Origin of the sequence: Streptococcus infantis (assembly GCF_047464715.1) — a bacterium.
Lineage (GTDB): Bacteria > Bacillota > Bacilli > Lactobacillales > Streptococcaceae > Streptococcus > Streptococcus infantis_S.
On record NZ_JASHBJ010000002.1, the window covers coordinates 99,925 to 122,470 of the forward strand.

At 39.4% G+C, this 22,546-nt stretch carries 16 protein-coding genes and 1 other RNA gene; 6 read left to right on the forward strand and 11 right to left on the reverse strand.

Translation table 11 applies throughout. The annotated features are described in order from the left end of the window. Positions 1-3: 3 nt before the first annotated feature. The 6 genes from gndA to QM419_RS05275 all read right to left on the reverse strand — a co-directional run bounded on the left by gndA (position 4) and on the right by QM419_RS05275 (position 5,535). Positions 4-1,428, reverse strand: coding sequence for an NADP-dependent phosphogluconate dehydrogenase (gndA, locus tag QM419_RS05250; protein ID WP_414278131.1), 1,425 nt, complete (start codon positions 1,426-1,428; stop codon positions 4-6). A gap of 76 nt (positions 1,429-1,504) precedes the next feature. Then, positions 1,505-2,950: a cell division site-positioning protein MapZ gene (mapZ, locus tag QM419_RS05255; RefSeq protein WP_414278132.1), complete on the reverse strand. Its 1,446-nt coding sequence runs from the start codon at positions 2,948-2,950 to the stop codon at positions 1,505-1,507. After that, complete coding sequence (locus tag QM419_RS05260; protein WP_414278133.1) at positions 2,943-4,121, reverse strand: THUMP domain-containing class I SAM-dependent RNA methyltransferase; 1,179 nt, start codon at positions 4,119-4,121, stop codon at positions 2,943-2,945. Before QM419_RS05260 ends, mapZ begins: the two co-directional genes overlap by 8 nt. 82 nt (positions 4,122-4,203) lie before the next feature. Further along, positions 4,204-4,584: RNase P RNA component class B (rnpB, locus tag QM419_RS05265), an RNA gene on the reverse strand. Positions 4,585-4,602: 18 nt separating this feature from the next. Beyond that, positions 4,603-4,938 carry a cell division regulator GpsB gene (gpsB, locus tag QM419_RS05270; RefSeq protein ID WP_414278134.1) on the reverse strand — a complete coding sequence of 112 codons (336 nt, stop codon included), beginning with the start codon at positions 4,936-4,938 and terminating at the stop codon, positions 4,603-4,605. Positions 4,939-5,007: 69 nt separating this feature from the next. Further along, positions 5,008-5,535: a DUF1273 domain-containing protein gene (locus tag QM419_RS05275; protein WP_214262324.1), complete on the reverse strand. Its 528-nt coding sequence runs from the start codon at positions 5,533-5,535 to the stop codon at positions 5,008-5,010. A gap of 67 nt (positions 5,536-5,602) precedes the next feature. Here QM419_RS05275 and recU point away from each other — a divergent pair, with 67 nt between their 5' ends. Both recU and pbp1a read left to right on the forward strand, forming a co-directional pair. After that, positions 5,603-6,199 (forward strand): Holliday junction resolvase RecU, encoded by a 597-nt coding sequence (recU, locus tag QM419_RS05280; protein WP_414278135.1) that lies wholly within the window; start codon positions 5,603-5,605, stop codon positions 6,197-6,199. Continuing rightward, positions 6,196-8,331: a penicillin-binding protein PBP1A gene (gene pbp1a, locus QM419_RS05285; RefSeq protein ID WP_414278136.1), complete on the forward strand. Its 2,136-nt coding sequence runs from the start codon at positions 6,196-6,198 to the stop codon at positions 8,329-8,331. Before recU ends, pbp1a begins: the two co-directional genes overlap by 4 nt. Before the next feature lie 76 nt (positions 8,332-8,407). Here pbp1a and QM419_RS05290 read toward each other — a convergent pair whose 3' ends face one another. Beyond that, on the reverse strand, positions 8,408-10,390 hold the full coding sequence (locus QM419_RS05290) for a peptide ABC transporter substrate-binding protein (protein WP_178895377.1): 1,983 nt from the start codon (positions 10,388-10,390) through the stop codon (positions 8,408-8,410). 205 nt (positions 10,391-10,595) lie between these two features. On the opposite strand from QM419_RS05290, the gene QM419_RS05295 reads away from it, so the two are divergent. Continuing rightward, positions 10,596-11,078 (forward strand): S-ribosylhomocysteine lyase, encoded by a 483-nt coding sequence (locus QM419_RS05295; RefSeq protein ID WP_414278137.1) that lies wholly within the window; start codon positions 10,596-10,598, stop codon positions 11,076-11,078. Positions 11,079-11,133: 55 nt separating this feature from the next. On the opposite strand, the gene QM419_RS05300 is transcribed toward QM419_RS05295, so the two are convergent. Then, entirely contained in the window at positions 11,134-13,236 is a 2,103-nt protein-coding gene (locus tag QM419_RS05300) for an AAA family ATPase (RefSeq protein ID WP_414278138.1), read from the reverse strand. Between the two features lie 402 nt (positions 13,237-13,638). Next, positions 13,639-15,954, reverse strand: coding sequence for a formate C-acetyltransferase (pflB, locus tag QM419_RS05305; protein ID WP_178895380.1), 2,316 nt, complete (start codon positions 15,952-15,954; stop codon positions 13,639-13,641). Positions 15,955-16,192: 238 nt separating this feature from the next. Here pflB and dinB point away from each other — a divergent pair, with 238 nt between their 5' ends. Next, positions 16,193-17,254, forward strand: coding sequence for a DNA polymerase IV (gene dinB, locus QM419_RS05310; RefSeq protein ID WP_414278139.1), 1,062 nt, complete (start codon positions 16,193-16,195; stop codon positions 17,252-17,254). A 34-nt stretch (positions 17,255-17,288) separates the two neighbouring features. On the opposite strand, the gene QM419_RS05315 is transcribed toward dinB, so the two are convergent. Continuing rightward, positions 17,289-18,134: an undecaprenyl-diphosphate phosphatase gene (locus tag QM419_RS05315; protein WP_414272639.1), complete on the reverse strand. Its 846-nt coding sequence runs from the start codon at positions 18,132-18,134 to the stop codon at positions 17,289-17,291. Between the two features lie 61 nt (positions 18,135-18,195). Continuing rightward, positions 18,196-20,091 (reverse strand): DUF2207 family protein, encoded by a 1,896-nt coding sequence (locus QM419_RS05320; RefSeq protein WP_414278140.1) that lies wholly within the window; start codon positions 20,089-20,091, stop codon positions 18,196-18,198. 130 nt (positions 20,092-20,221) lie between these two features. Between QM419_RS05320 and QM419_RS05325 the strand changes: the two genes are divergently transcribed. Beyond that, positions 20,222-21,787 (forward strand): ABC transporter substrate-binding protein/permease, encoded by a 1,566-nt coding sequence (locus tag QM419_RS05325; protein WP_414278141.1) that lies wholly within the window; start codon positions 20,222-20,224, stop codon positions 21,785-21,787. Continuing rightward, positions 21,787-22,527, forward strand: coding sequence for an amino acid ABC transporter ATP-binding protein (locus tag QM419_RS05330; RefSeq protein WP_414278142.1), 741 nt, complete (start codon positions 21,787-21,789; stop codon positions 22,525-22,527). Before QM419_RS05325 ends, QM419_RS05330 begins: the two co-directional genes overlap by 1 nt. The last annotated feature ends 19 nt before the right edge of the window (positions 22,528-22,546 follow it).

The window sequence follows — 22,546 nt, forward strand, 5'->3', positions numbered from 1 at the left end:
TACTTATTTTTCGTCATACCAAGAGTAGTGGAATGTTCCTTCTTTGTCTTTACGTTGGTATGTGTGGGCACCAAAGTAATCACGTTGTGCTTGGATCAAGTTCGCTGGAAGGTCAGCTGAACGGTAGCTATCAAAGTAAGTAATAGCTGCAGAGAATGTTGGTACTGGTACACCTGCTTGAACAGCAAGAGCAACAATATCACGAACAGATTGTTGGTACTTAGCTGTTACATCCAAGAAGTACTCATCCAAAAGAAGGTTGGCAAGATCTGCATCACGGCTATAAGCATCTGTAATCTTTTGCAAGAAACGAGAACGGATGATACATCCAGCGCGCCAGATAGATGCGATATCTGCAAATGGCAAGTTCCAGTTATTTTCTTTAGAAGCTACACGCAATTGCGCAAAACCTTGTGCGTAAGAAATGATTTTTGAGAAGTAAAGGGCTTGACGGATCTTTTCAATCAACTCAGCCTTGTCTCCTTCAAATTTGAAAGCAGCTGGTTTTGGAAGCACCTTGCTAGCGTGTACACGTTCTTCTTTGTAAGTTGAGATATAACGGGCAAATACTGACTCAGTAATGAGTGACAATGGCACACCAAGGTCAAGAGCTGATTGACTAGTCCATTTACCAGTTCCTTTGTTTCCTGCAGCATCCAAGATATAGTCTACGATTGGTCCGTCTTGACCTTCGTCATCTTTACGGCCCAAAATATCAGCTGTGATTTCAATCAAGTAGCTGTCCAACTCACCCTTGTTCCACTCAGTAAAGATTTCAGCCATGTCTTCAGCAGAGAGGCCAAGCAAGTGTTGCATAAGATCGTAGCTTTCTGCGATCAATTGCATATCACCGTACTCGATCCCATTGTGGACCATTTTTACATAGTGACCAGCTCCATCAGGACCGATGTAAGTTACACATGGTTTACCATCTTCTGGAGCTTTTGCAGAGATTTCTTCAAGAACATCTGCTACCAAGTCATAAGCTTCTTTTTGTCCCCCAGGCATGATAGAAGGACCTTCAAGGGCACCTTTTTCACCACCAGAAACACCTGTACCGATAAAGTTGATACCTGAGTTCGCCAATTCTTCATTACGACGAATAGTATCTTTATAGAAAGTATTCCCTCCATCGATCAAGATATCACCTTTATCCAAGTGTGGAAGAAGGGCTTGAATGGTCGCATCTGTACCAGGTCCTGCTTGAACCATAAGCATGATACGACGTGGTTTTTCAATTGAGTTTACGAAGCTTTCGATATCATAGCTTGGCACGAAGTTTTTATCAGGGTGGCAAGCAATCACATCTTCAGTTTTTTCTTTACTACGGTTATAAATAGCAACTGTATAACCACGGGATTCAATATTAAGGGCAAGGTTACGACCCATTACGGCCATACCAACAACACCAAAGTTAGCTTTTGTCATGTGACACTCCTCTTGTTTAATATGTTTTATTTTATCATGTTTATCTGTGAAAAGAAAGAATTTTATAACAATTTGACTAGTAGTCTAAATCATCCGCATGGCCAGAACCATTCCCAACAAAGTATCCTGTCTTACAGTTTAGAGTGAAGAGATAAGTTCCATCTGGTTTATAAAGGTTGTAATAACCATTGCCATTAACAATATTTACAGGTTCCAAGATATATTGGTTTCCAGTGATATATCCACGTGCACGGGATGTCTCAAGTATTCGTTCAAGGACACCATCTGCAAAAGTCCAGGCAGGATTACTAGTATCATTAACTACGGATTGATTATACGGCACTCGGCTAACACTTCTTTGCAAATTAACACCTTCGCTCGACAATCCACCATTAGTAGATGACGCAGTCTCGTTTGTTGAAGTAGATGGACTACTTTCTGTAGTTGGACTTGAAGCTTCTTGGCTAGCAGCAGTCGTTGAAGCTGTACTTGTTGTTGTACTTGCTAATTGACTCTTACCAAGACTGATTGCTTTATCTAGAAGTTTGTCAATTTCTGTATTACCAGTCTTGATATCTGTAAATTTAGCATCCGCTTTGATTTTTGCATTTGTATCCAAAACACCATCTGTAATAGCTGGAGTTTCAAATTGAGAATTTACTTCTTGAATTGCTTTTATCTGTGTTTCTAAGCTATCATATTTTGATTTGGCTAGAGTATGTTCTCTCGCTCCTTCAAGTTTATCTAGAAGTTCCTTCAATTGATTCAGTTGACTAAACTGGCTATTTTTAAGAGCTGTTTTGTTTTCATCGGTATAGAATGTATCGTAGAGAGTATTAAATTGTTCCAAAACTGACTGATTACTTACCAGACCTGAATCTGCCGCTTTCGTTTGAATTTCTTGAGAAGAACGAGAAATTTGGCGATAAACGTAATATGAACCTCCCAAAATTAAGAGGAAGACTAAAATAATGACTGACAGGATTGCCAATTTTTTCTTACTTTTTGGCTTCTCAATAGGCTGATCAGAACGAGACAAGGGTTGCAGTTGTTCGTCAGTTTCTTCATCAACTACTGCAGCTTGCGAATTAGCAACTTCAGCCATTTCAACAGCATCCAATTCGTCTTTAAAAGGTTGCTCGAGAACTTTTGTTTCTTCAGCATCAACTTCTTGAGCTACAATCTCCGTGGTCTCTGCAGCTACTGCAAGAGCAATTGCTTCCTCTTCTGAACTTAATGCACTTTCTTGTTCAGTTGTTTCTCTCACTTCCTGAATCATATCGTCCAAGCTTTGAGTGGATTCCTCTTTTTTCGTTTGTAAATTTTCAAATTTGTCTGCTTCGATTTCTTCACGGTGTTGCTTGATATATTTGTCTAAGATGGTATCATCTGGAGTCACACCTGCTTCAACCTCTTCGTTCTTACGAATAGCCTGACCAACCGTTAAATCTTTAGCCTCTTCAAATTCAAATTTAGATTCTTGCTCACCTTTATGATGACGATCGCGTCTTTTCTTACTCATCTGCATTCCTTTCTTTTTTAACATCTTGCCTTTTCACACGTTGACCAAAATATTGATATAAATCAACTTTCAAAGTACCGTTATAGAGTTTCCGTTTTTTATCTGCCTGACTACCATATTTACTTTCAAAAGCTTCATCACTAGTCAGGATAAATTTACTCCATGTTTTAAGGGGGGCAAATACTTCTCCCATCTCAGCATAGAGCTTGGTTACTCCTGCATCATCTGACAAGCGTTCTCCATACGGTGGATTCGAAATAATAACTCCATTGATCTTGTCCGTTCGCAAATCCTGCACGCGCATCTGCTTAAAGTGGATATCCTTAGAAACTCCCGCAGCCTGAGCATTTGCCTTAGCAATTTCCACCATGCGGCCATCGATATCACAGCCCATAATGTCTAGCTCAATTTCACGATTAATCTTCTTGCTAGCTTCCGTACGAATTTGCTGAATTAACCGGTCGCTAACCCAGTTCCAATCCTCGAAAGCAAAGGAACGGCGTAAGCCTGGCGCCATATTACGGGCAATCATAGCAGCTTCAATACAGAAGGTTCCTGAACCACAGGTTGGATCAATCAAAGGTTTATCTGGATACCAATTTGATAATTGCAGGATAGCCGCTGCCATGTTTTCTTTGATTGGAGCTCCACCCTTTTCTGTTCGATAACCACGTTTGAAAAGGCTAGAACCACTTGTATCAATCATAACAGTCGCAACATCTTTCAAAATGGAAACTTCAATCTTGAACTCAGGACCATTCTCCATCAGGGGAACACCTTCTGGTCGTGCATAGTGTTTCTGCAATTTCTTGACAACAGCCTTTTTAGAAATAGCTTGAACACTTGGTTCATTATGAAGTTTTGATTTGACACACTTAGCCTTTGAAATCGGGAAACGCGCTCCAAGTGGCAGATAGTTTTCCCAATCTAAGGCAAAAACACCTTGAAAAAGTTCTTCAAATGTTTTTGCGGGAAAAGTTCCAACAACAATCTTAATCCTATCCGCAGCACGTAGCCACAGATTGCTTTCAATGATTGTCTTCACATCTCCTTCAAAGCGAACGCGACCATTCTCAACTTGGCAGTCATAGCCCAGTGCACGCACTTCTCTACCTACAACAGCCTCCAAGCCTGCCGCAGCAGTCGCGATTAAATTAAATGTTTGTTTCATGTCAGTCTTTAAAGACCTTTCTCTTGTTCACCTTTAAAAAATGAGGTTGAGAAAATTTCTCAGCCCCAACCTATATGCAATTTTCTATAAGCCATGTTTTGTTCCAGAAGTGACTAGGACCACTTCTTTCGATAATCATCTGTCTACCACTAACAGCTGAAAGCTGCAGCAGTCAGAGTACTACGTTCGTTTCCGTGCACTCCATGCCCCGACCAAAATTTGGGTTGCTAGCTTGAGGGGTTTACCGCGTTCCACTCTCTCTGTTTCCAGAAAGACTACGTCACTGTGGCACTTTCAGAGCTACTAAAACATATCCGAAAACTTAGTCTATTCACTCGCCGTAACGATTTCTCGTCCCTAGGCTTATGGTTTCGCCTAGCACAAACACTACAGGCATCACAGCCTGTGCTAGCATGGACTTTCCTCATGAAAAGATAAACTCTCCACGCGATTATCCAAAAATTGCACAACTGTATGATTCTTAGAAATCAGAATTTTCTACGATTTGTTTGCCAAATACTTCTTTTTCAAGACGATTCAAGCGTTTCAGGATATCAAAATTAGTCATAGAAGTCGTACTTCCAAGCTCAGCAGGTTCAGACGTTATAGATACAGGTGCCGCCTGAGGTTTGTTCGCCAATTGCTCTTTCAATTCTGCGACTTCCAAACGTAGTGATTTAACCAACGCTGCATAGGTTTCATAGTCCTTGATAACGTCATCTAAGAATTCATCTACCTCTGCTTTACTGTATCCACGTACTTCTCTTCCGAAATCCTGCTCAAAAATATCCTTTGCTGTAAAAATAATACTTGCCATGTCTCTCTCCATTCTCAGTTACTAGTATTATTATATAAAAAAAGGCAAACAAAAAGCAAGGTCAAAGCCTCAATTTTCGGAAAAATTTTCGGCTATTTCGTTTAATTCCTCAAATGTTAATCTTTTTGTCATATAGTTGTCTTTCTTTTTCATCAGTTCGTAAAAAAATCTCAGTTTTGTTTCATTTTCTTCATCGTAAAAAAGATAGGCTCCATCTGTATTTTCGAGTAAAAAAATCTGATAATCTCTCAATTGGACTTTGTGCTCATAAGTTGGATAGGCATATTTGACAAAATCGACCTGTTTAAAATCACTCAATTTGACCTGGTTAGCCTCATTCCAGTTTGATCCATGTGTCTCAAAATCAAAAATAGTCGCTAGTTGAAATTCATAGGCCTCCTTCATGTCTCTAGCTACTTCTAAGACCCAGTGTTCAAAACCAAGAGTGCCTGTGAAAACTAGCCATTTCAACCCTTCCTCAGCTAATCTTTCCAAATCTCTACGAATGGCTTTTTTGATAATTTTTAACCGAATATCCTTTTCATTTAACAATCCTAAATCAAAAGCTGAGTATCCTAAAACCAAGGCTGTATGCATTTTTTCACCCTTTCTGTTGACCTTTGTGGTATAATAGAGTGATGTTATTGTACCAATAAGGAGGATTATGGTCAACTATCCACATAAACTTTCATCTAAACCAAGTAAAACTTCTCTGCCCCAAACTAAAAATTTCGCGAATAGAGGGATGAGCTTTGAAAAGATGATAAATGCTACGAACGACTACTATCTATCACATGGAGTAGCAGTCATTCACAAAAAGCCAACCCCAGTTCAGATAGTTCGAGTCGACTACCCTCAACGGAGTCGCGCTAAAATTGTCGAAGCCTATTTTAGACAGGCTTCAACTACTGACTACTCGGGTGTTTATGAAGGATTTTATATCGATTTCGAAGCCAAGGAAACCAGACAAAAAAATGCTTTCCCGATGAAGAACTTCCACTCTCATCAGATTCTGCATATGGAACAGGTTCTTGAACAAAAGGGTATATGCTTCGTCTTAATCCACTTTTCTTCTTATCAGGAGACATATTTATTACCGGCGATTGACCTCATCCATTTTTATCATCAGGATATGGGAAAAAAATCAATGCCGCTTGATTATATTCGAGATCATGGTTATGTGATTGAGCAACAAGCCTTTCCTCAAATACCATACCTCGATATCGTCAGACAACATTTACTAGGTGGTAAAACAATATGAATAAACATTTTTTCTGGCGCATTGCTAAATATCTAGGAATTGGATTTTTAGCAGCTTTTATTGCTGCAATATTGATTGGTGGAAGTGTCTTCTTCTACTATGTATCTAAAGCACCAGAACTTTCTGAAAGCAAACTTGTCGCAACAACTTCAAGTAAAATTTACGACAGTAAAAACGAATTGGTTGCTGACTTAGGAGCAGAGCGTCGTGTTAATGCTCAAAGCAGTGACATTCCTATTGAACTTGTAAATGCAATAGTATCAATTGAAGATCATCGCTTCTTTAATCACAGAGGAATCGATAGCATTCGAATAGCTGGAGCTTTCCTGCGAAACTTAACTAGTAGAGGTGGCCTCCAAGGTGGTTCAACCTTGACGCAACAGTTGATAAAATTAACTTACTTTTCAACATCATCATCAGACCAAACAATCGCACGTAAGGCCCAAGAAGCTTGGCTAGCTATTCAGTTAGAAAGAACTGCGACCAAACAGGAAATTTTGACATATTACATCAATAAAGTATACATGTCAAATGGTAACTATGGTATGCAAACTGCAGCTCAAAGTTACTATGGTAAAGATTTAAAAGACCTATCAATTCCACAACTTGCTCTTCTAGCCGGAATGCCACAGGCACCTAACCAATATGATCCTTATTCTCATCCAGAAGAAGCAACAGAACGTCGTAATCTAGTCCTATCAGAGATGCAAAAGCAAGGCTATTTAACAGCTGAACAATATGAAACGGCTATAAATACACCTATCACTGATGGTTTACAAAGTCTTAGAGGAAGCAACTCTTATCCTCCATACTTAGACAATTACCTCAAAGAAGTGATTGAACAAGTTGAAACAGAGACAGGCTACAACCTTTTAACTACTGGAATGGATGTCTACACTAACGTAGACCAAGACGTTCAAAAACGACTTTGGGATGTATACAACACGGATGAATATGTAAACTATCCAGATGATGAAATCCAAGCAGCTTCTACTATTATTGATGTATCAAATGGTAAGGTTATTGCTCAACTCGGCTCTCGCCACCAAGCTAGCAACGTATCTTTTGGTATTAACCAAGCCGTTGAAACCAACCGTGACTGGGGTTCTACCATGAAACCAATCACAGACTATGCCCCTGCATTAGAATATGGCATTTATGACTCTACTGCCTACATGCTAAAGGATGTTCCGTACAACTATCCAGGCACTAACATTCCTGTTTATAACTGGGATAGAGGGTATTATGGTAATATTACCCTTCAAACTGCTATCCAACAATCTCGTAACGTACCAGCCGTTGAAACTCTCGATAGAGTTGGACTCGATAAAGCAAAAGGTTTCCTAAATGGTTTAGGCATTGATTATCCAACCATGGTATACGCAAACGCAATTTCAAGTAATACGACCGAATCAGGTAAACAGTACGGTGCAAGTAGTGAAAAAATGGCTGCTGCCTATGCTGCTTTCGCTAACGGTGGTATCTATTATAAACCAATGTACATCAATAAAATTGTCTTCAGTGACGGTAGTTCAAAAGAGTTCTCTGATCAAGGTACTCGCGCTATGAAAGAAACAACTGCCTATATGATGACAGAAATGATGAAAACAGTATTATACTCTGGTATAGGTCGAGATGCTTATATTTCATGGCTTCCACAAGCAGGTAAGACTGGTACATCAAACTATACTGATGAAGAGATTGAAAATTACATTAAGAGATACGATTATGTCGCACCTGATGAAATGTTTGTAGGATATACCCGCAAATATTCAATGGCTGTTTGGACAGGTTATTCAAACCGCCTCACTCCAATCGAAGGAGATGGATTTAGAGTAGCGGCCAACATCTACCGATCAATGATGGAGTACCTTTCCGAGGATGATCACCCAGGTGATTGGACAATGCCTGAAGGTCTATATCGTAATGGTGAGTATGTCTTCAAAGTTGGCGCTCGTAGTAACTGGATTCCCCAAACAACTCAACAATCCTCAACAACAGCTTCCAGCTCAACAACTGAAAATCAAACTTCAGTAGCTGAAACTACTAGCCCAAATACCGCTCAGAATCCAACTGCTCCAAATACAAATCAAAACCCTCAACAAAATCAAAATTCTCAAGGACAACAATAATCAAAAAAACCTAGGAAACATCTTCCTAGGTTTTTATTTACCAAAAGATGGAGTTAATCACTAACTCCATCTTCTTTTATTTTACATGGTTTGCAAGATCTTCTTGCGCTTTTTTATTAGATTCTTCTTTTTCTTTCTTCCATTTATCTTGAGCTTTTTGATATTCATCAGCAGTTACTGGTTTATCTTGAAGTTCAAGGTACTTGTACAAGAGGGCTTCACTCATACCCTTGTTACCTGAGTATGCAAATGGAAGAGTATATGGCACCATCTTAGACAACATTGGACGTCCAGTTTGAGAAGTTGTTGGAATAATCAAAGCGCTATCTGTCAACCAAGCTTGGGCAGCAGCATATTTATCATAACGTTTTGAAACATCAGTGTTTTCGTTCCCGGCTTCAACAACCATCTTTTCGTAATCTTCCAAACCAACTTGTTTGGCAGCAGCGTTGTTTGTACCAGCATCAAATCCTAGATAAGTCTTCGTATTTTCACCAACAGATGGTTTGATGATATCAAGGTAGGTAGATGGGTCAATATAGTCTGGAGACCATCCAACGTTATCTGAGAGATCCCAATCTTCTCCAGCAGCTGTTTCAGCAAAGTAGGTAACATTTAAGACTTCATCTTTTTGAAGTTGTTGAATATCAACAACGACATTGTCAGTTCCTAATGTTGCTTCAAGTGATTGTTTCAATGACTGAACACGTTGAACTTTTGTAGTATTAGTTTGGTCAACTGGCATATCCAAATGAATTGGGAATTGAACGCCCTCTGCTTGGAGAGCTGTCTTAGCTTTAGCAAATTCTGCTTTCGCTTTTTCAGGATTGTAAAGACCATCTTGAGCATCATCTAGATTCACATCTTTCCACTCGTCACCATAGGTTACCAATTTTTCTTTAACTAAGTCACCAAAGTTTTTACCATCAGCTTGAACAAATGTTGGTGGTACGAACAAGTTACGAAGAAGTTTGCTTGCTCCGCTTTCTCCATTAACTTGAGAAGCATAAGCTGTTCTATCAAAACCAAAGGCGATAGCTTGACGGAAGTCTTTGTTTAGGAGAGCTTTCTTAGTTGATGTCTTTTGCTCATCTGTAGTCTTAGAAGTGTACTTGTAAGACTGACGGTCAATATTTGTTCCAACTAAGAAAGTAGCAGAATCTTGTGGTGTATAAACGATGTTATCCTTAAATTCTTTTTCAAGTTCAGGATATCCTGCACTTGTTGGGAAGAGACGAGCCATTGAGAAGCCGCCATCCTTAAAGGTGTCTGCAAGTTTGCCTGTATCTTGACCATCCCAGAATGATAGTTTTACTTTATCAATATGAACATTGTCCTTATCCCAGTAGTTTGGATTCTTTTCAAATTCTACTGAAGATTTTGCTACCAATGATTTCAACAAGAAAGGACCGTTGTAAAGAATACTGCTTGGATCAGTTGCTTTGGCAAAGTCACTTCCTTTAGAAGTAAGGAATTCTTCATTGACTGGTGCAAGAATACCCATGGTTGTCTTAGAGTTCCAGAAGCTTTCTGGTTTATTCAAAGTGTATTGAACAGTTTGATCATCAATTGCCTTGATTCCAACTTCTGAGAAGTCTTTTACTTCACCTTTGACATAAGCGTCAAGACCTTTAATGGATTCTTGAACAAGATAAAGGGCCTCTGACTTATTATCAGCTGCATATTTAAGACCTGTTACAAAGTCTTGAGCTTTCACAGGTGCATACTCTTCACCTTCAGAAGTGTACCACTTAGCATCTTTACGGATTGTATAAGTGTAAGTCAAACCATCTTGAGATACTGACCAGTCTTCTGCCATAGATGGCACGAAGTTCCCGTAACGGTCATTCTCCATCAAACCGTCAACAACATTACTTGTGATATTCGCAACTGCAGCCTTACCCGTTGTCAGATAGTTGAGGCTGTCTGGATCTGTTTCATAAACGTAAGAAAAAGTTTTCTCACCTTTTGCACTAGAGCCTGAACCTGAACAAGCTGCCAAAACACCTGACGCTAACAGAGTCACTCCTGCTAGGGCCATTACTTTTGAAAATTTCATAATAAACTCCTTTTTGACTTTTTATACATTATAGTCCCTTTTTCGCCAAGTGTCAATACAATTTTCAGAATTTTTCAAATTGATTTGAAAATTTTTTCTTCCTATAGTTTTAATATGAAAATCTTTTTAGGAAAATTTCTATCATTGACATTTATCAACTATAGCTTTATGATATAATGAAAGAAGAAAGTTGAAAGGAAATACCATGTCAAAAGAAGTTATTGTTGAAAGTTTTGAACTAGATCATACGATTGTAAAAGCTCCTTATGTCCGATTGATTGGAGAAGAGACTGGACCGAAAGGAGATATCATTTCTAACTTTGATATCCGCTTGGTTCAACCAAATGAGGACTCTATCCCTACTGCTGGACTTCATACTATTGAGCACCTCTTGGCTAAGCTAATCCGTACTCGCATTGATGGTATGATTGATTGTTCCCCATTTGGTTGTCGTACAGGTTTCCATATGATTATGTGGGGACGTCATACTAGCGCTGAAATTGCTGCTGTCATCAAGGATTCACTAAAGGAAATCGCTGAGACTACAACTTGGGAAGATGTTCCTGGAACAACCAGTGAATCTTGCGGAAACTACAAGGATCACAGCCTCTTTTCTGCTAAGGAGTGGGCAAAATTGATTCTTGAACAAGGAATTTCAGACGATGCTTTTGAGCGTCATGTCATTTAACAAAAAAAGAACCAGCTTTTCAGCTGGTTCCTTTTTTGATTCACAAAACCTTGATTTAGGCTTTTTCACGAATGACCAAGACACCATCTTCCATGTCAGCTTCAAGGTGTTTAGCATCAAGATTATCCAAATGGAAGTCTGTTACTTTGTCACGGATTTGTTGTTCAACCACACGACGGAGTGGACGAACACCCATGACTTCATCGTAGCCTTCTTCAGTCATGTATTCTTTAGCAGCTTCGCTAACTGCCAAGTCAATGTCTTTCTTAGAAAGAGTCTTGTTAACTTCAACCAACATAAGGTCTACAATCTTAGAAAGATCTTCTTTGCTCAAGTGTGAGAATTCGATGACAGCATTGAAACGGTTAAGGAATTCTGGACGGAAGTAAGGTTTCAAACGATCCATAAGTTCTGGTTTATCTGCATCTTCTGTCAAATTCGCTTCATAACCAAAGCCAGCGTTTGAAGTTGCGATAATCACAGTATTCTTGAAGTTTACAGTGTTACCTTGACCATCTGTCAAACGACCATCATCCAAAACTTGGAGGAGAAGTGTAATCACTTGAGGGTCAGCCTTTTCAATTTCGTCAAGAAGGACGATTGAGTAAGGGTTACGGCGAACACGTTCTGTCAAAGTATTGCTATTGTCATCATAACCAACATAACCAGCTGTTGTACCAATCAATTTAGAAACGGCTGTGCGGTCGCTATATTCTGACATGTCCAAACGGATGATAGCATCTTTAGTTCCGAACATATCAAGAGCCAATTGTTTAGCCAACTCAGTTTTACCAACACCAGTAGGTCCTACAAAGAGGAAGCTACCAATTGGACGGTTACCTTCGTCAAATCCTGCACGGTTACGACGGATGGCACGTGCCACTGCTTCAACGGCTTTATCTTGACCGATAACCTTAGTTTGCAAACGGTGACCCATATCTTTCAAACGTTCGATATCAGTTGCACCCATTTGTGACACTGGAATACCAGTCATACGTTCTACAGATTCAGCCACATCATTGACAGTCGCTGTCACCTTGTGATCTTCTGTATGGTTAGCAATTTGCTTTTCAAGTTCTTCGATACGAACTTTTGCATTTAAAGCTGCTTCATAATCTTCTTTAGCAGCCGCAGCCTCTTGTTTAGCTTTTTCTTCTTCAATTTCATGTTCCACTGCATGCACATCTGTCACTGGGTGTTGTGCTGCCAAGTGAGCGGCTGTCACATCGACCAAGTCGATAGCCTTATCAGGCAAGCTACGTTGTGGAATGTATTGAACAGAGTAATCAACAGCTGCTTTCAATACTTCATCTGGCAAAATGACGTTGTGGTGTTGTTGATAAAGATCACGAATACCTTGAAGAATTTTGAAAGTATCTTCAGCAGATGGAGCATTAACTTTTACTTCGTTGAAACGACGAGCAAGGGCAGCGTTTTTCAAGATTGTATTACGGTATTCATCTTGAGTTGTTGCCCCAATCACTGTCAATTCCCCGCGTGAAAGAGCTGGTTTCAAGATATCAGCAAGACCTTTAGATCCTTGACCATCTCCTGTGCTACCTGCACCGAGGATTTGGTGGATTTCGTCGAAGAAAAGGATAATATTTCCAGCTTCTTTGACTTCGTTTACCAAGTTTTGAATATTTTCTTCAAAGCTACCACGGTATTGAGTGCCAGCTTCAAGTCCAGAAATATCAATTGAAATGATTTCTTTGTTCTTGATTGCTGCTGGAACATCACCATTCACAATAGCTTGTGCAAGGCCTTCTACTACAGCAGTCTTACCAACACCAGCATCACCGACAAGAACTGGATTGTTCTTAGTACGGCGTGAAAGAATCTCAGAAGTTTCTTGAATTTCCTTGTTACGTCCAATAACCGGATCTAGCTTCCCTTCACGAGCTTCAGCAGTTAAATTACGTCCAAGTTTAGCAAGAATACCGTCTTGTTTCATACCTTTCCCTTGAACGTACTGAGCTTGATCACTTCCTTCGCTAGGAAGTTGACCTGTTTGACGGTAAATCGCGAATTCTTCAGGTGTTACTTCACGACCGTTAATCAAGTAACGACGATTTTCAGAACTGTATCCACGCATACCACCCATCAATTGGTTAAATAAATCATCCATGTTGTTAAAGTTATTAAAGTTGTTGTTCATATTTCATACCTCGTTTAATTTCAAAATTTGCAAGTCATTTTTTGACTTTCTCTGACCTTTATTTTAAAAATTTTAGACTAGCACTTTGCTACTCTACGTATAATTTCTGGTTTCTCTTTATCCAATACAGATTTTGTAATTGGAATTCTAAAAATACTAATGTTCATCATAGGTTGTACCTCATTTCTAGGTTTTACCCATACTTTGACCTTAAGATAAATTACACAATCACCTTAAAATCAAGGTTTTCTAAGGATTTCCTTATCCTTATGTTCTTAGTATACCACTTTGGTCAGTATTAGTCAATAGATTTGACCAATTTTGACCAACTTTTTTTAAATATTTTTTTATATCAAAAAAACCAGTCACTTTGACTGGTTTTTGATTTATTATTTATGAATCTTAGCTCAATGCATCATCCATTGAAAGAACTTCGTGGAAGACACGTTGTGTCAATTCAGTTTTTTGTTCTGGAGTGAGGTACTTAGTATTTACACAGTATCCTGAGATACGTACGATTACGTCTTCACCTGACATGATCTTTTCGTAAACATCGTTCAAGTCCATAACGTTCAAGTTAACGTGTTGTCCACCGTTTTCGAAGTAACCATCAAGGATTGTTACCAAGTTATCAACTTGTTCGTCACGAGTCTTACCAAGAGCACGTGGTGATACTTGAGTTGTCAATGAGATACCATCAGCTGCGTAACCAAAGTCAAGGCTAGCAAGTGAGTTCAAGTTTTGCAACCATCCACCTTTAGCTTTGTTAGATGGGTTCGCACCTGGTGAGAAGAATTCAAGTTTAGACAAGTTCACAGAACCATCTTCGTTGAGGTATACACCTTTGTGGACTGGTGAGTTACCAGTTTGTTTAGAGTAAGCAACGTTAGATGTGATTGTCAAAAGTGATACAGTAGCTTCTGCGTCTTTGTAAAGTTTGTGACTACGTAGACGAGTTGTGTAAGCTTCGATCAACCATTCTGCCAATTCGTTTGAACGTGGGTCATCTTCACCCCAACGTGGGTATTCACCGATTGTTTCATAATCGTAGATGTAGCCATTTTCGTCACGGATTGGTTTAACTGTAGCGTACTTGATAGCTGACAATGTGTCAACAGTGTTAGCGAATCCACAGATACCGAATCCCATGTTAGCACGTTGTTTAGTTGGCAAGAAGGCCATTTGAACAGCTTCGTAGTTGTACTTGTCAGTCATGTAGTGGATGATGTTCAAAGCATCTACGTAAGTGTCAGTCAACCAGTCAAGAGATTTTTCAAAGTTTGCTTTAACTGATTCGAATTCAAGAACTTCATCGCGGATTGGTTCGATGTCAAATACTTTGTAGTCTTTATGAACATCGTCATAACCACCGTTCAAACCAGTAAGAAGAGCTTTAAGAACGTTAACGCGAGCACCGAAGTACTGGATGTTGTGACGTTGTTCTTCGTTTTCTGGATCAAGTGGAGATACACAACATGAGATACAGCTCATTTCACCGTAACCATCTTTAGCCATTGTTGTTACACCTTCATATTGGATAGAAGAGTGTTTGTGGCTCATGTGCATACAGTAGCGACGGAAGTTGTATGGCAATTTATCAGTCCAAAGAACTGTCAAGTTTGGTTCTGGAGAGTTACCAATGTTGTCAAGAGTGTTCAAGAAGCGGTAGTCCATCTTAGTAACACGGTGACGACCGTCGTTACCCATACCAGCCATAGAAGTTGTGATGAAGGTTGGGTCACCTGAGTACAATTGGTCATAAGCTTTTGTACGAGCAAATTTAACTGTACGAAGTTTCATAACGAAATCATCAACAAATTCTTGGATTTCTGATTCAGTAAATGTACCACGAGCAAGGTCACGTTCTGCAAAGATATCCAATACGATTGGCACACGTCCTAGAGATGTAGCCGCACCGTTGATAACACGGCAGACAGCCATGAAGGCAATGTTTACCCATTGGATAGCTTCTTTAGTGTTCATCGCTGGTTTGCGAACATCTACTCCGTAAAGATCACCCAAGCGTACAACTTGTTGCAATGCTTGATATTGAAGGTTGATTTCTTCACGAAGACGGATTGTTTCTTCATCGATTTCTTCGATTGAGTTCCAGTCGTTAACTTTTTCTTGCATCAAGTAGTCTGCACCGTAAAGAGCAAGACGTGCGTAAACACCGATGATACGTCCACGTGAGTATGCATCTGGAAGACCAGTTACAGTGTGAGCGTGACGAGCACGACGGATGTTTGAAGTGTAAGCACGGAAGATACCATCGTTAACAGTTGTTACGTATTTAGTGAAAATTTCGTGAACAGCTGGATCTGGTTCGTATCCATTTTCTTTCAAAGTAGTTTCAGCCATACGGATACCACCTTTTGGCATGAAGTTCAATTTGAAGAGTTCATCGTTTTGGATACCATAAATCAATTCGTTTTCTTTGTCGATAAATCCAGCAGGAATATCAGCAATAGAAGTTGGACGAGTGTCCATTGGGAAACGAGTTTCTTCGTAGTGTGCTTTAGTTTCTTCTACGATTTTTTTAATGTGAAGTGAACGCTCTGTTGGTCCTGCAAGGAAGCTTTCATCTCCATCATAAGGTGTGTAGTTAGCTTGTACAAAGCGTGATACACTTGCTTTTTCTTTCCAGTCAACACCTTTAAAGCCTTCCCAGGCTTTGTCAAAAATGTCCTGTGCTTCAACAACTGTTTTAACAACCATGTTAATGTCCTCTTTTATCTTTCTAGTAACAGTCATCTGTTACATTCATGTATTCAGTATACCACACAGTAAACGATTTCAACAAGTGAAATCACCTTTTTTTAACACTTTCTTTTATAATACAGTTGTTGTTTTCGCGATAACTGTATTATAGTTTTGAAAAAGATTTACTTATTTTCTATTTTTTCTGAAAAAGGTTATAATATAGCTAGTAATTCTATCAAAGAAAGGTCATTACATGCTCATATTTCCACTGATGAATGATTTATCTCGTAAAATTATCCATATTGACATGGATGCCTTTTTTGCTGCGGTAGAAATTCGAGACAATCCTAAACTAAAAGGGAAACCCGTTGTTATTGGTAGCGACCCAAGAAAAACAGGAGGTCGCGGAGTTGTTTCGACTTGTAGTTATGAAGCGAGAACCTTTGGCATCCACTCAGCTATGACTTCCAAAGAGGCCTATGAACGTTGTCCACAAGCCGTTTTCATTTCCGGAAACTACGAAAAATATACTGCTGTTGGTCAACAGATTCGAGCTATTTTTAAACGTTATACGGATAGGATTGAACCTATGAGTATCGACGAAGCCTATCTAGATGTGACTGAAAATAAGCTCGGTATCAAGTCTGCTGTCAAGATTGCTCGCTTAATTCAGCAGGATATTTGGCAAGAACTCCATCTGACCGCTTCTGCCGGTGTATCATACAATAAATTTTTGGCTAAAATGGCCAGTGACTTTCAAAAGCCTCGTGGTTTGACAGTCATTCTTCCTGATGAAGCTGAAAATTTCCTCAAGCAAATGGATGTCGCTAAATTCCACGGTGTGGGTAAGAAAACAGTTGAAAAACTTCATCAAATGAGTGTATTTACGGGAGCTGATCTCCTAGAAATCTCTGAAATTACTCTTATTGATCGTTTCGGTCGCCTCGGCTTTGACCTATACCGTAAAGCTCGTGGCATCGATAATTCTCCAGTCAAAGTAAATCGTATCCGTAAGTCCATCGGTAAAGAAAAAACCTACAGCAAAATTCTCAATATTGAAGAAGACATCAAAAAAGAGCTAACTCTCCTTTCGGAAAAAGTCGCCCTTAATCTTCAAAAACACGAGAAATCTGGAAAGATTGTCATTTTAAAAATTCGCTACTCTGATTTTTCCACCTTGACGAAACGAAAAACTTTGGAGCAGCAAACGCAAGACCCTCAACAAATTTCTCAAAGCATTATTCAACTCTACGAAGCACTGAGTGATAAAGACAAGGGGGTTCGCTTATTGGGGGTCATTGTGACTGGATTTTAAAAACCTTGAAGGAATCTCCCCTCAAGGTTTTTTCTTATACAAACAATCGAACGAAGCTATAAAGTAGTAAGACACTACCAAGGACGATACGGTATTTACCAAACACTGTAAAGTCGTGTTTTTTGACATAGCTGGTTAAGAAACGAATAGCAACCATGCTGACTGCAAAAGCTACTACCATGGCTACCAAGAGTAAGAAGAATTGGCCAAAAGTCAAGACTTCTCCAGCCTTGATGAATTTAAAAATCTTCAAAGCGCTGGCTCCAAACATAACTGGAATTCCTAGATAGAAGGTAAATTCTGTTACCACTGAACGACTAGTCCCGTTCAACAAACCACCGACGATAGTTGCCCCGGAACGGCTAGTCCCTGGTAGAAGGGCCAAGACTTGGAAAAGACCGATATACAATGCTGTTTTATAAGGTAATTTATCTAACTCAGTAACTGTTGGCTCAATCGCTTGCGCTTTGTTACGTTTTTCAAGATAGATAAAGGCAACCCCATAAACAATCAGCATAATGGCTACTGAAACCATATTATGGAAGTGAGTATCAAACCAATCATCAAACTTAAAGACTAGTAGAAGAGGTAAGGTCGCAACAAAAACTTTGGACCATAATTGCCATGTTCTACGAACTTGAACTTTATCCTTACCTGGTTTGAAGGGATTAAGCTTGTTAAAGTAGATAACCATTACGGCTAGGATCGCACCCAGTTGAATGACTACGTTAAACATAGACATGAAGGCTTCATTTTGATCTTTATACTGGATAAACTCTTCTGCTAAAATCAAGTGACCAGTACTTGAAATCGGCAACCATTCCGTAATTCCTTCAACAATACCAAAAAAGATTGATTTTAAAATTTCAAAAAAATACATAGATTACTCCTTTTTCTATCCTCCATTATATCATACTTTTAAAAGCTGTGTTGAGTTTTCTTTAGAAAGCCCCAACACTTCCACCACCGCCACCGCCTGAGAAACCACCACCAGAGCTACCGCTTCCGGATGATACAGAAAAGGTACTTGCTGTATTTGCGACTGAGGTGTATAGATTGATTTGAGTAGCAGATGTGTGAAATTGTCTATCCCACCCACAAGATACATAAAGATTCATAGCAACATTTTCAAGTTGAATATTGTGAAGTTTCATGATTTTATTCACCTTTTTAGCGTATCCATAGAGAGTTGCATAGACCAAAAGGCGATTCCAAACAACAATGCTCTCTAGTTCAGCCTTATCTAAATGGGCAATATCCCGAAGCATATTTTCAAAACTTGTCCAGAGATAAACAACTTCTGCCCCTTCTTCATTTAAGACTCCGTCACGAGAAGGCCCTCGAGTTACAAAATGAATCAAAGCACTCGCTAGTAAACCAATTAAACTTAAGGAAAGTAACAGAAGTGAGAAATAACCATGTGTTTGTAAGCTATAGTAGAAGATGAGAAGGCCGAGAATACCCGTTACAGCCGAACAGACTTTCATTTTTTTCACAAGATTATTTTCTTTTTCCGTCAAAGGACGATAATAACTTGGAATTCGTAAAATGTTCACCTTGTCTCGAACACAACTTTGCATACGTTCAAGTCGTCTCTCGAAAGAACGCTTGAGGTGTAAGCCGAATTCTCGAATATGCTTCTCATCAGCTTCCTTAGCTCCATGGAACAAAACTGAAGAAACTTGATACTCAGGGAAAAGATCTGAAAGAGCCAGTTCTTTATTTGTAGAGAGAGTCATCCGTAGGCATTCCTTCTCAAAATTAGACAAACCTTTTTCACTGTTAATTTTGATCCATGGCTCTTCTTCACCTTGAAAAATGGATAAATGTCTGCGATCGACTAAATCTAACAAAGTTGCCTGGATTAGTTGTTCAAAGCTGAACTTACCAAACTTCTGCTTATTTAGAGGGCTAACTTCCTCTAAGGATGTTGAATAGATTGCTTCTGCCAAAACCATTGGAGGCAGGTCCATTGGGGGTTCGTAGAGACGATGATTCTTTGGATATACCTTTTTAAGAGTCGTATGCTGACGAAATTCTCTATAATAGTGGATTGTTACTAGCAACAGAGCCGTAAAGAAGATTGGAAAAATCCATTTTATCATGACATTGGCCTGGACTTTTTCAGCCTTTATTTCTACCTCAACTCTTTTAAAGTTACTTAGATTATCTTCGTCCAGTCCTTGGCTTGGAGCACTTGAGAAAGCTTCTCTCGGCCAATAGGCATGTAGCTCAACTTGATGGTTTCTAGGAAGATTTTTCATCTTCACTCGATAAATATCGTTTACTTTTTCGACACTACCCTCATTGAGGAGTTTACCAGTATGGAAAAAGAGTTTCTCGGCTGGTTTGTCCGATGTTACTCGAAATTCTAAATCTTTAATATCCCCTGAACTATCTGTCAGTGGTTGCCAATTCAGCTCAGCAATATCCTGATATAAGAAAAGAAGATTTTTCAATTGCCAAGTAACAGTTACCCGAACAGTATCTCCTGCATTTCCCGGATTAAAAATGGTGACCTTGTAGCCTTCCTCTTCTTCCTTAGTATATGAGAGGACATCTTGAACAAGTTGGCCATTTTTGGATACTAAGACAGTTGGTTCATCGTCAATTTCAAATCCGTTGGGCATTTTCCCTGCTTTTCCGAGTCCAATCAATTGACCATTAAAGTCATCTTTAAATTTGTAGGTGATTGTTTGTTGGAAAACTGCTGTATTATCTGCATGAATATTCAAATCACCCTTATAGGATAGAATGTCGAAGTCTACTGCAAAAACAAGGCTCGGGATAAATAGTAAAAAAGTAAATACCAGGGCAAGTAACCATCTCTTTTTCATCTTACATTCCCTTTCACGTTTTTTCACTATTATATCATTTTTTAGAACTTAAGGTTTACTTGTATTGAAAATCTCATCATTTTTAGATACAATAGAGGGAGCCATTTTTAGACTAGAAATAGGAGAAAACATGAAAAAATTATGCTTAACTATCCTTGCTAGCCTAGCCCTGACCCTAGGACTAGTTAGCCAGGTCCAAGCCGATGAATATTTACGCATCGGGATGGAAGCAGCTTATGCACCCTTCAACTGGACTCAAGACGACGATAGCAACGGTGCTGTCAAGATTGACGGGACCAACCAGTACGCCAATGGTTATGATGTTCAAATTGCAAAAAAAATCGCTAAAGACCTCGGTAAAGAACCCCTCATTGTTAAGACAAAATGGGAAGGACTTGTTCCAGCTCTGACTTCCGGTAAAATCGATATGATTATCGCTGGTATGAGCCCAACCGCTGAACGCAAGCAAGAAATTGCCTTCTCAAGTAGTTACTACACTAGTGAGCCTGTTCTCGTAGTGAAGAAAGACTCGAGCTACGCTAATGCTACTAGCTTAAATGACTTTGAAGGTGCTAAAATCACTTCTCAACAAGGTGTTTACCTTTATGATTTGATTTCTCAAATTCCAGGCGCTCAGAAGGAAACTGCCATGGGAGATTTCGCTCAAATGCGTCAAGCCCTTGAAGCTGGTGTCATTGATGCCTATGTTTCTGAACGTCCAGAAGCCTTAACTGCTGAATCAGCAAATGCTAAGTTCAAAATGATTCAACCTGAACCTGGTTTTAAAACTGGAGAAGAAGATACATCTATCGCTATCGGTCTACGTAAAGATGACGACCGTATCAGTCAAATCAACGCTAGCATTGAAACCATTTCTAAAGATGAGCAAGTTGCGCTCATGGACCGTATGATAAAGGAGCAACCTGCCGAATCTACAACGACAGAAGAAAACAGTAGTAATTTCTTTAGCCAAGTTGCTAAAATTCTAACTGAAAACTGGCAACAACTCTTGCGTGGTGCTGGTATTACCCTTCTCATTTCAATTATCGGTACCATCGTTGGTCTCGTTATTGGTCTGGCTATCGGTGTCTTCCGTACGGCACCTCTATCTGAAAATCAATTTATTTTCGGTATTCAAAAACTAATCGGTTGGATTCTCAATATCTATATTGAAATTTTCCGTGGAACTCCTATGATTGTACAATCTATGGTAATCTACTATGGAACCGCCCAAGCATTCGGAATCAACCTAGATCGTACTCTCGCTGCTATCTTTATCGTTTCGATCAATACCGGTGCCTACATGACCGAAATCGTTCGTGGTGGTATTTTGGCTGTCGACAAGGGACAATTTGAAGCGGCAACTGCACTTGGTATGACTCACAATCAAACCATGCGTAAGATTGTTTTACCTCAGGTAGTTCGAAACATTTTACCTGCGACTGGTAATGAGTTCGTCATCAACATCAAGGATACTTCTGTATTGAATGTTATCTCTGTTGTAGAACTTTACTTCTCAGGAAATACAGTAGCAACACAAACCTACCAATACTTCCAAACCTTTACTATTATCGCAGTTATCTACTTTGTCCTCACCTTTACAGTAACACGTATCCTACGCTATATCGAAAAACGAATGGATATGGATACCTACACAACAGGAGCTAACCAAATGCAAACGGAGGATTTGAAATAATGAATCAACCCATTCTTGAAATCAAACACCTCAAAAAATCCTATGGACAAAACGAGGTCCTAAAAGACATCTCTCTTACTATCCATAAAGGAGAAGTTATTTCTATCATCGGTAGTTCTGGTAGTGGTAAATCAACCTTCCTACGTTCAATCAACTTACTTGAAACACCCACTGAAGGTAAAATCCTTTATCACGGTGAAAACGTCCTCGAAAAAGGCTATAACCTCACTCACTATCGAGAAAAACTAGGAATGGTCTTCCAGTCCTTCAACCTCTTTGAAAATCTCAACGTTCTTGAAAATACGATTGTTGCACAGACTACTGTCCTCAAACGTGAACGATCAGAAGCAGAGAAAGTTGCTAAAGAGAATCTTGAAAAAGTCGGCATGGGAGAACGTTACTGGCAAGCAAAACCTAAACAACTTTCTGGTGGTCAAAAGCAACGTGTTGCCATTGCTCGTGCACTTTCTATGAATCCTGATGCCATTCTCTTTGATGAGCCTACATCAGCTCTTGACCCTGAAATGGTCGGTGAAGTTCTCAAAATCATGCAAGATTTGGCCCAAGAAGGCTTGACCATGATTGTCGTAACCCATGAAATGGAATTCGCTCGCGATGTATCAAACCGCGTCATCTTTATGGATAAAGGTGTCATTGCAGAAGAAGGCAAACCAGAAGATCTATTTACTAATCCCAAAGAAGAACGTACAAGAGAATTTTTACAACGCTATCTTCGATAAGAAAAAAGACTGCAATGGC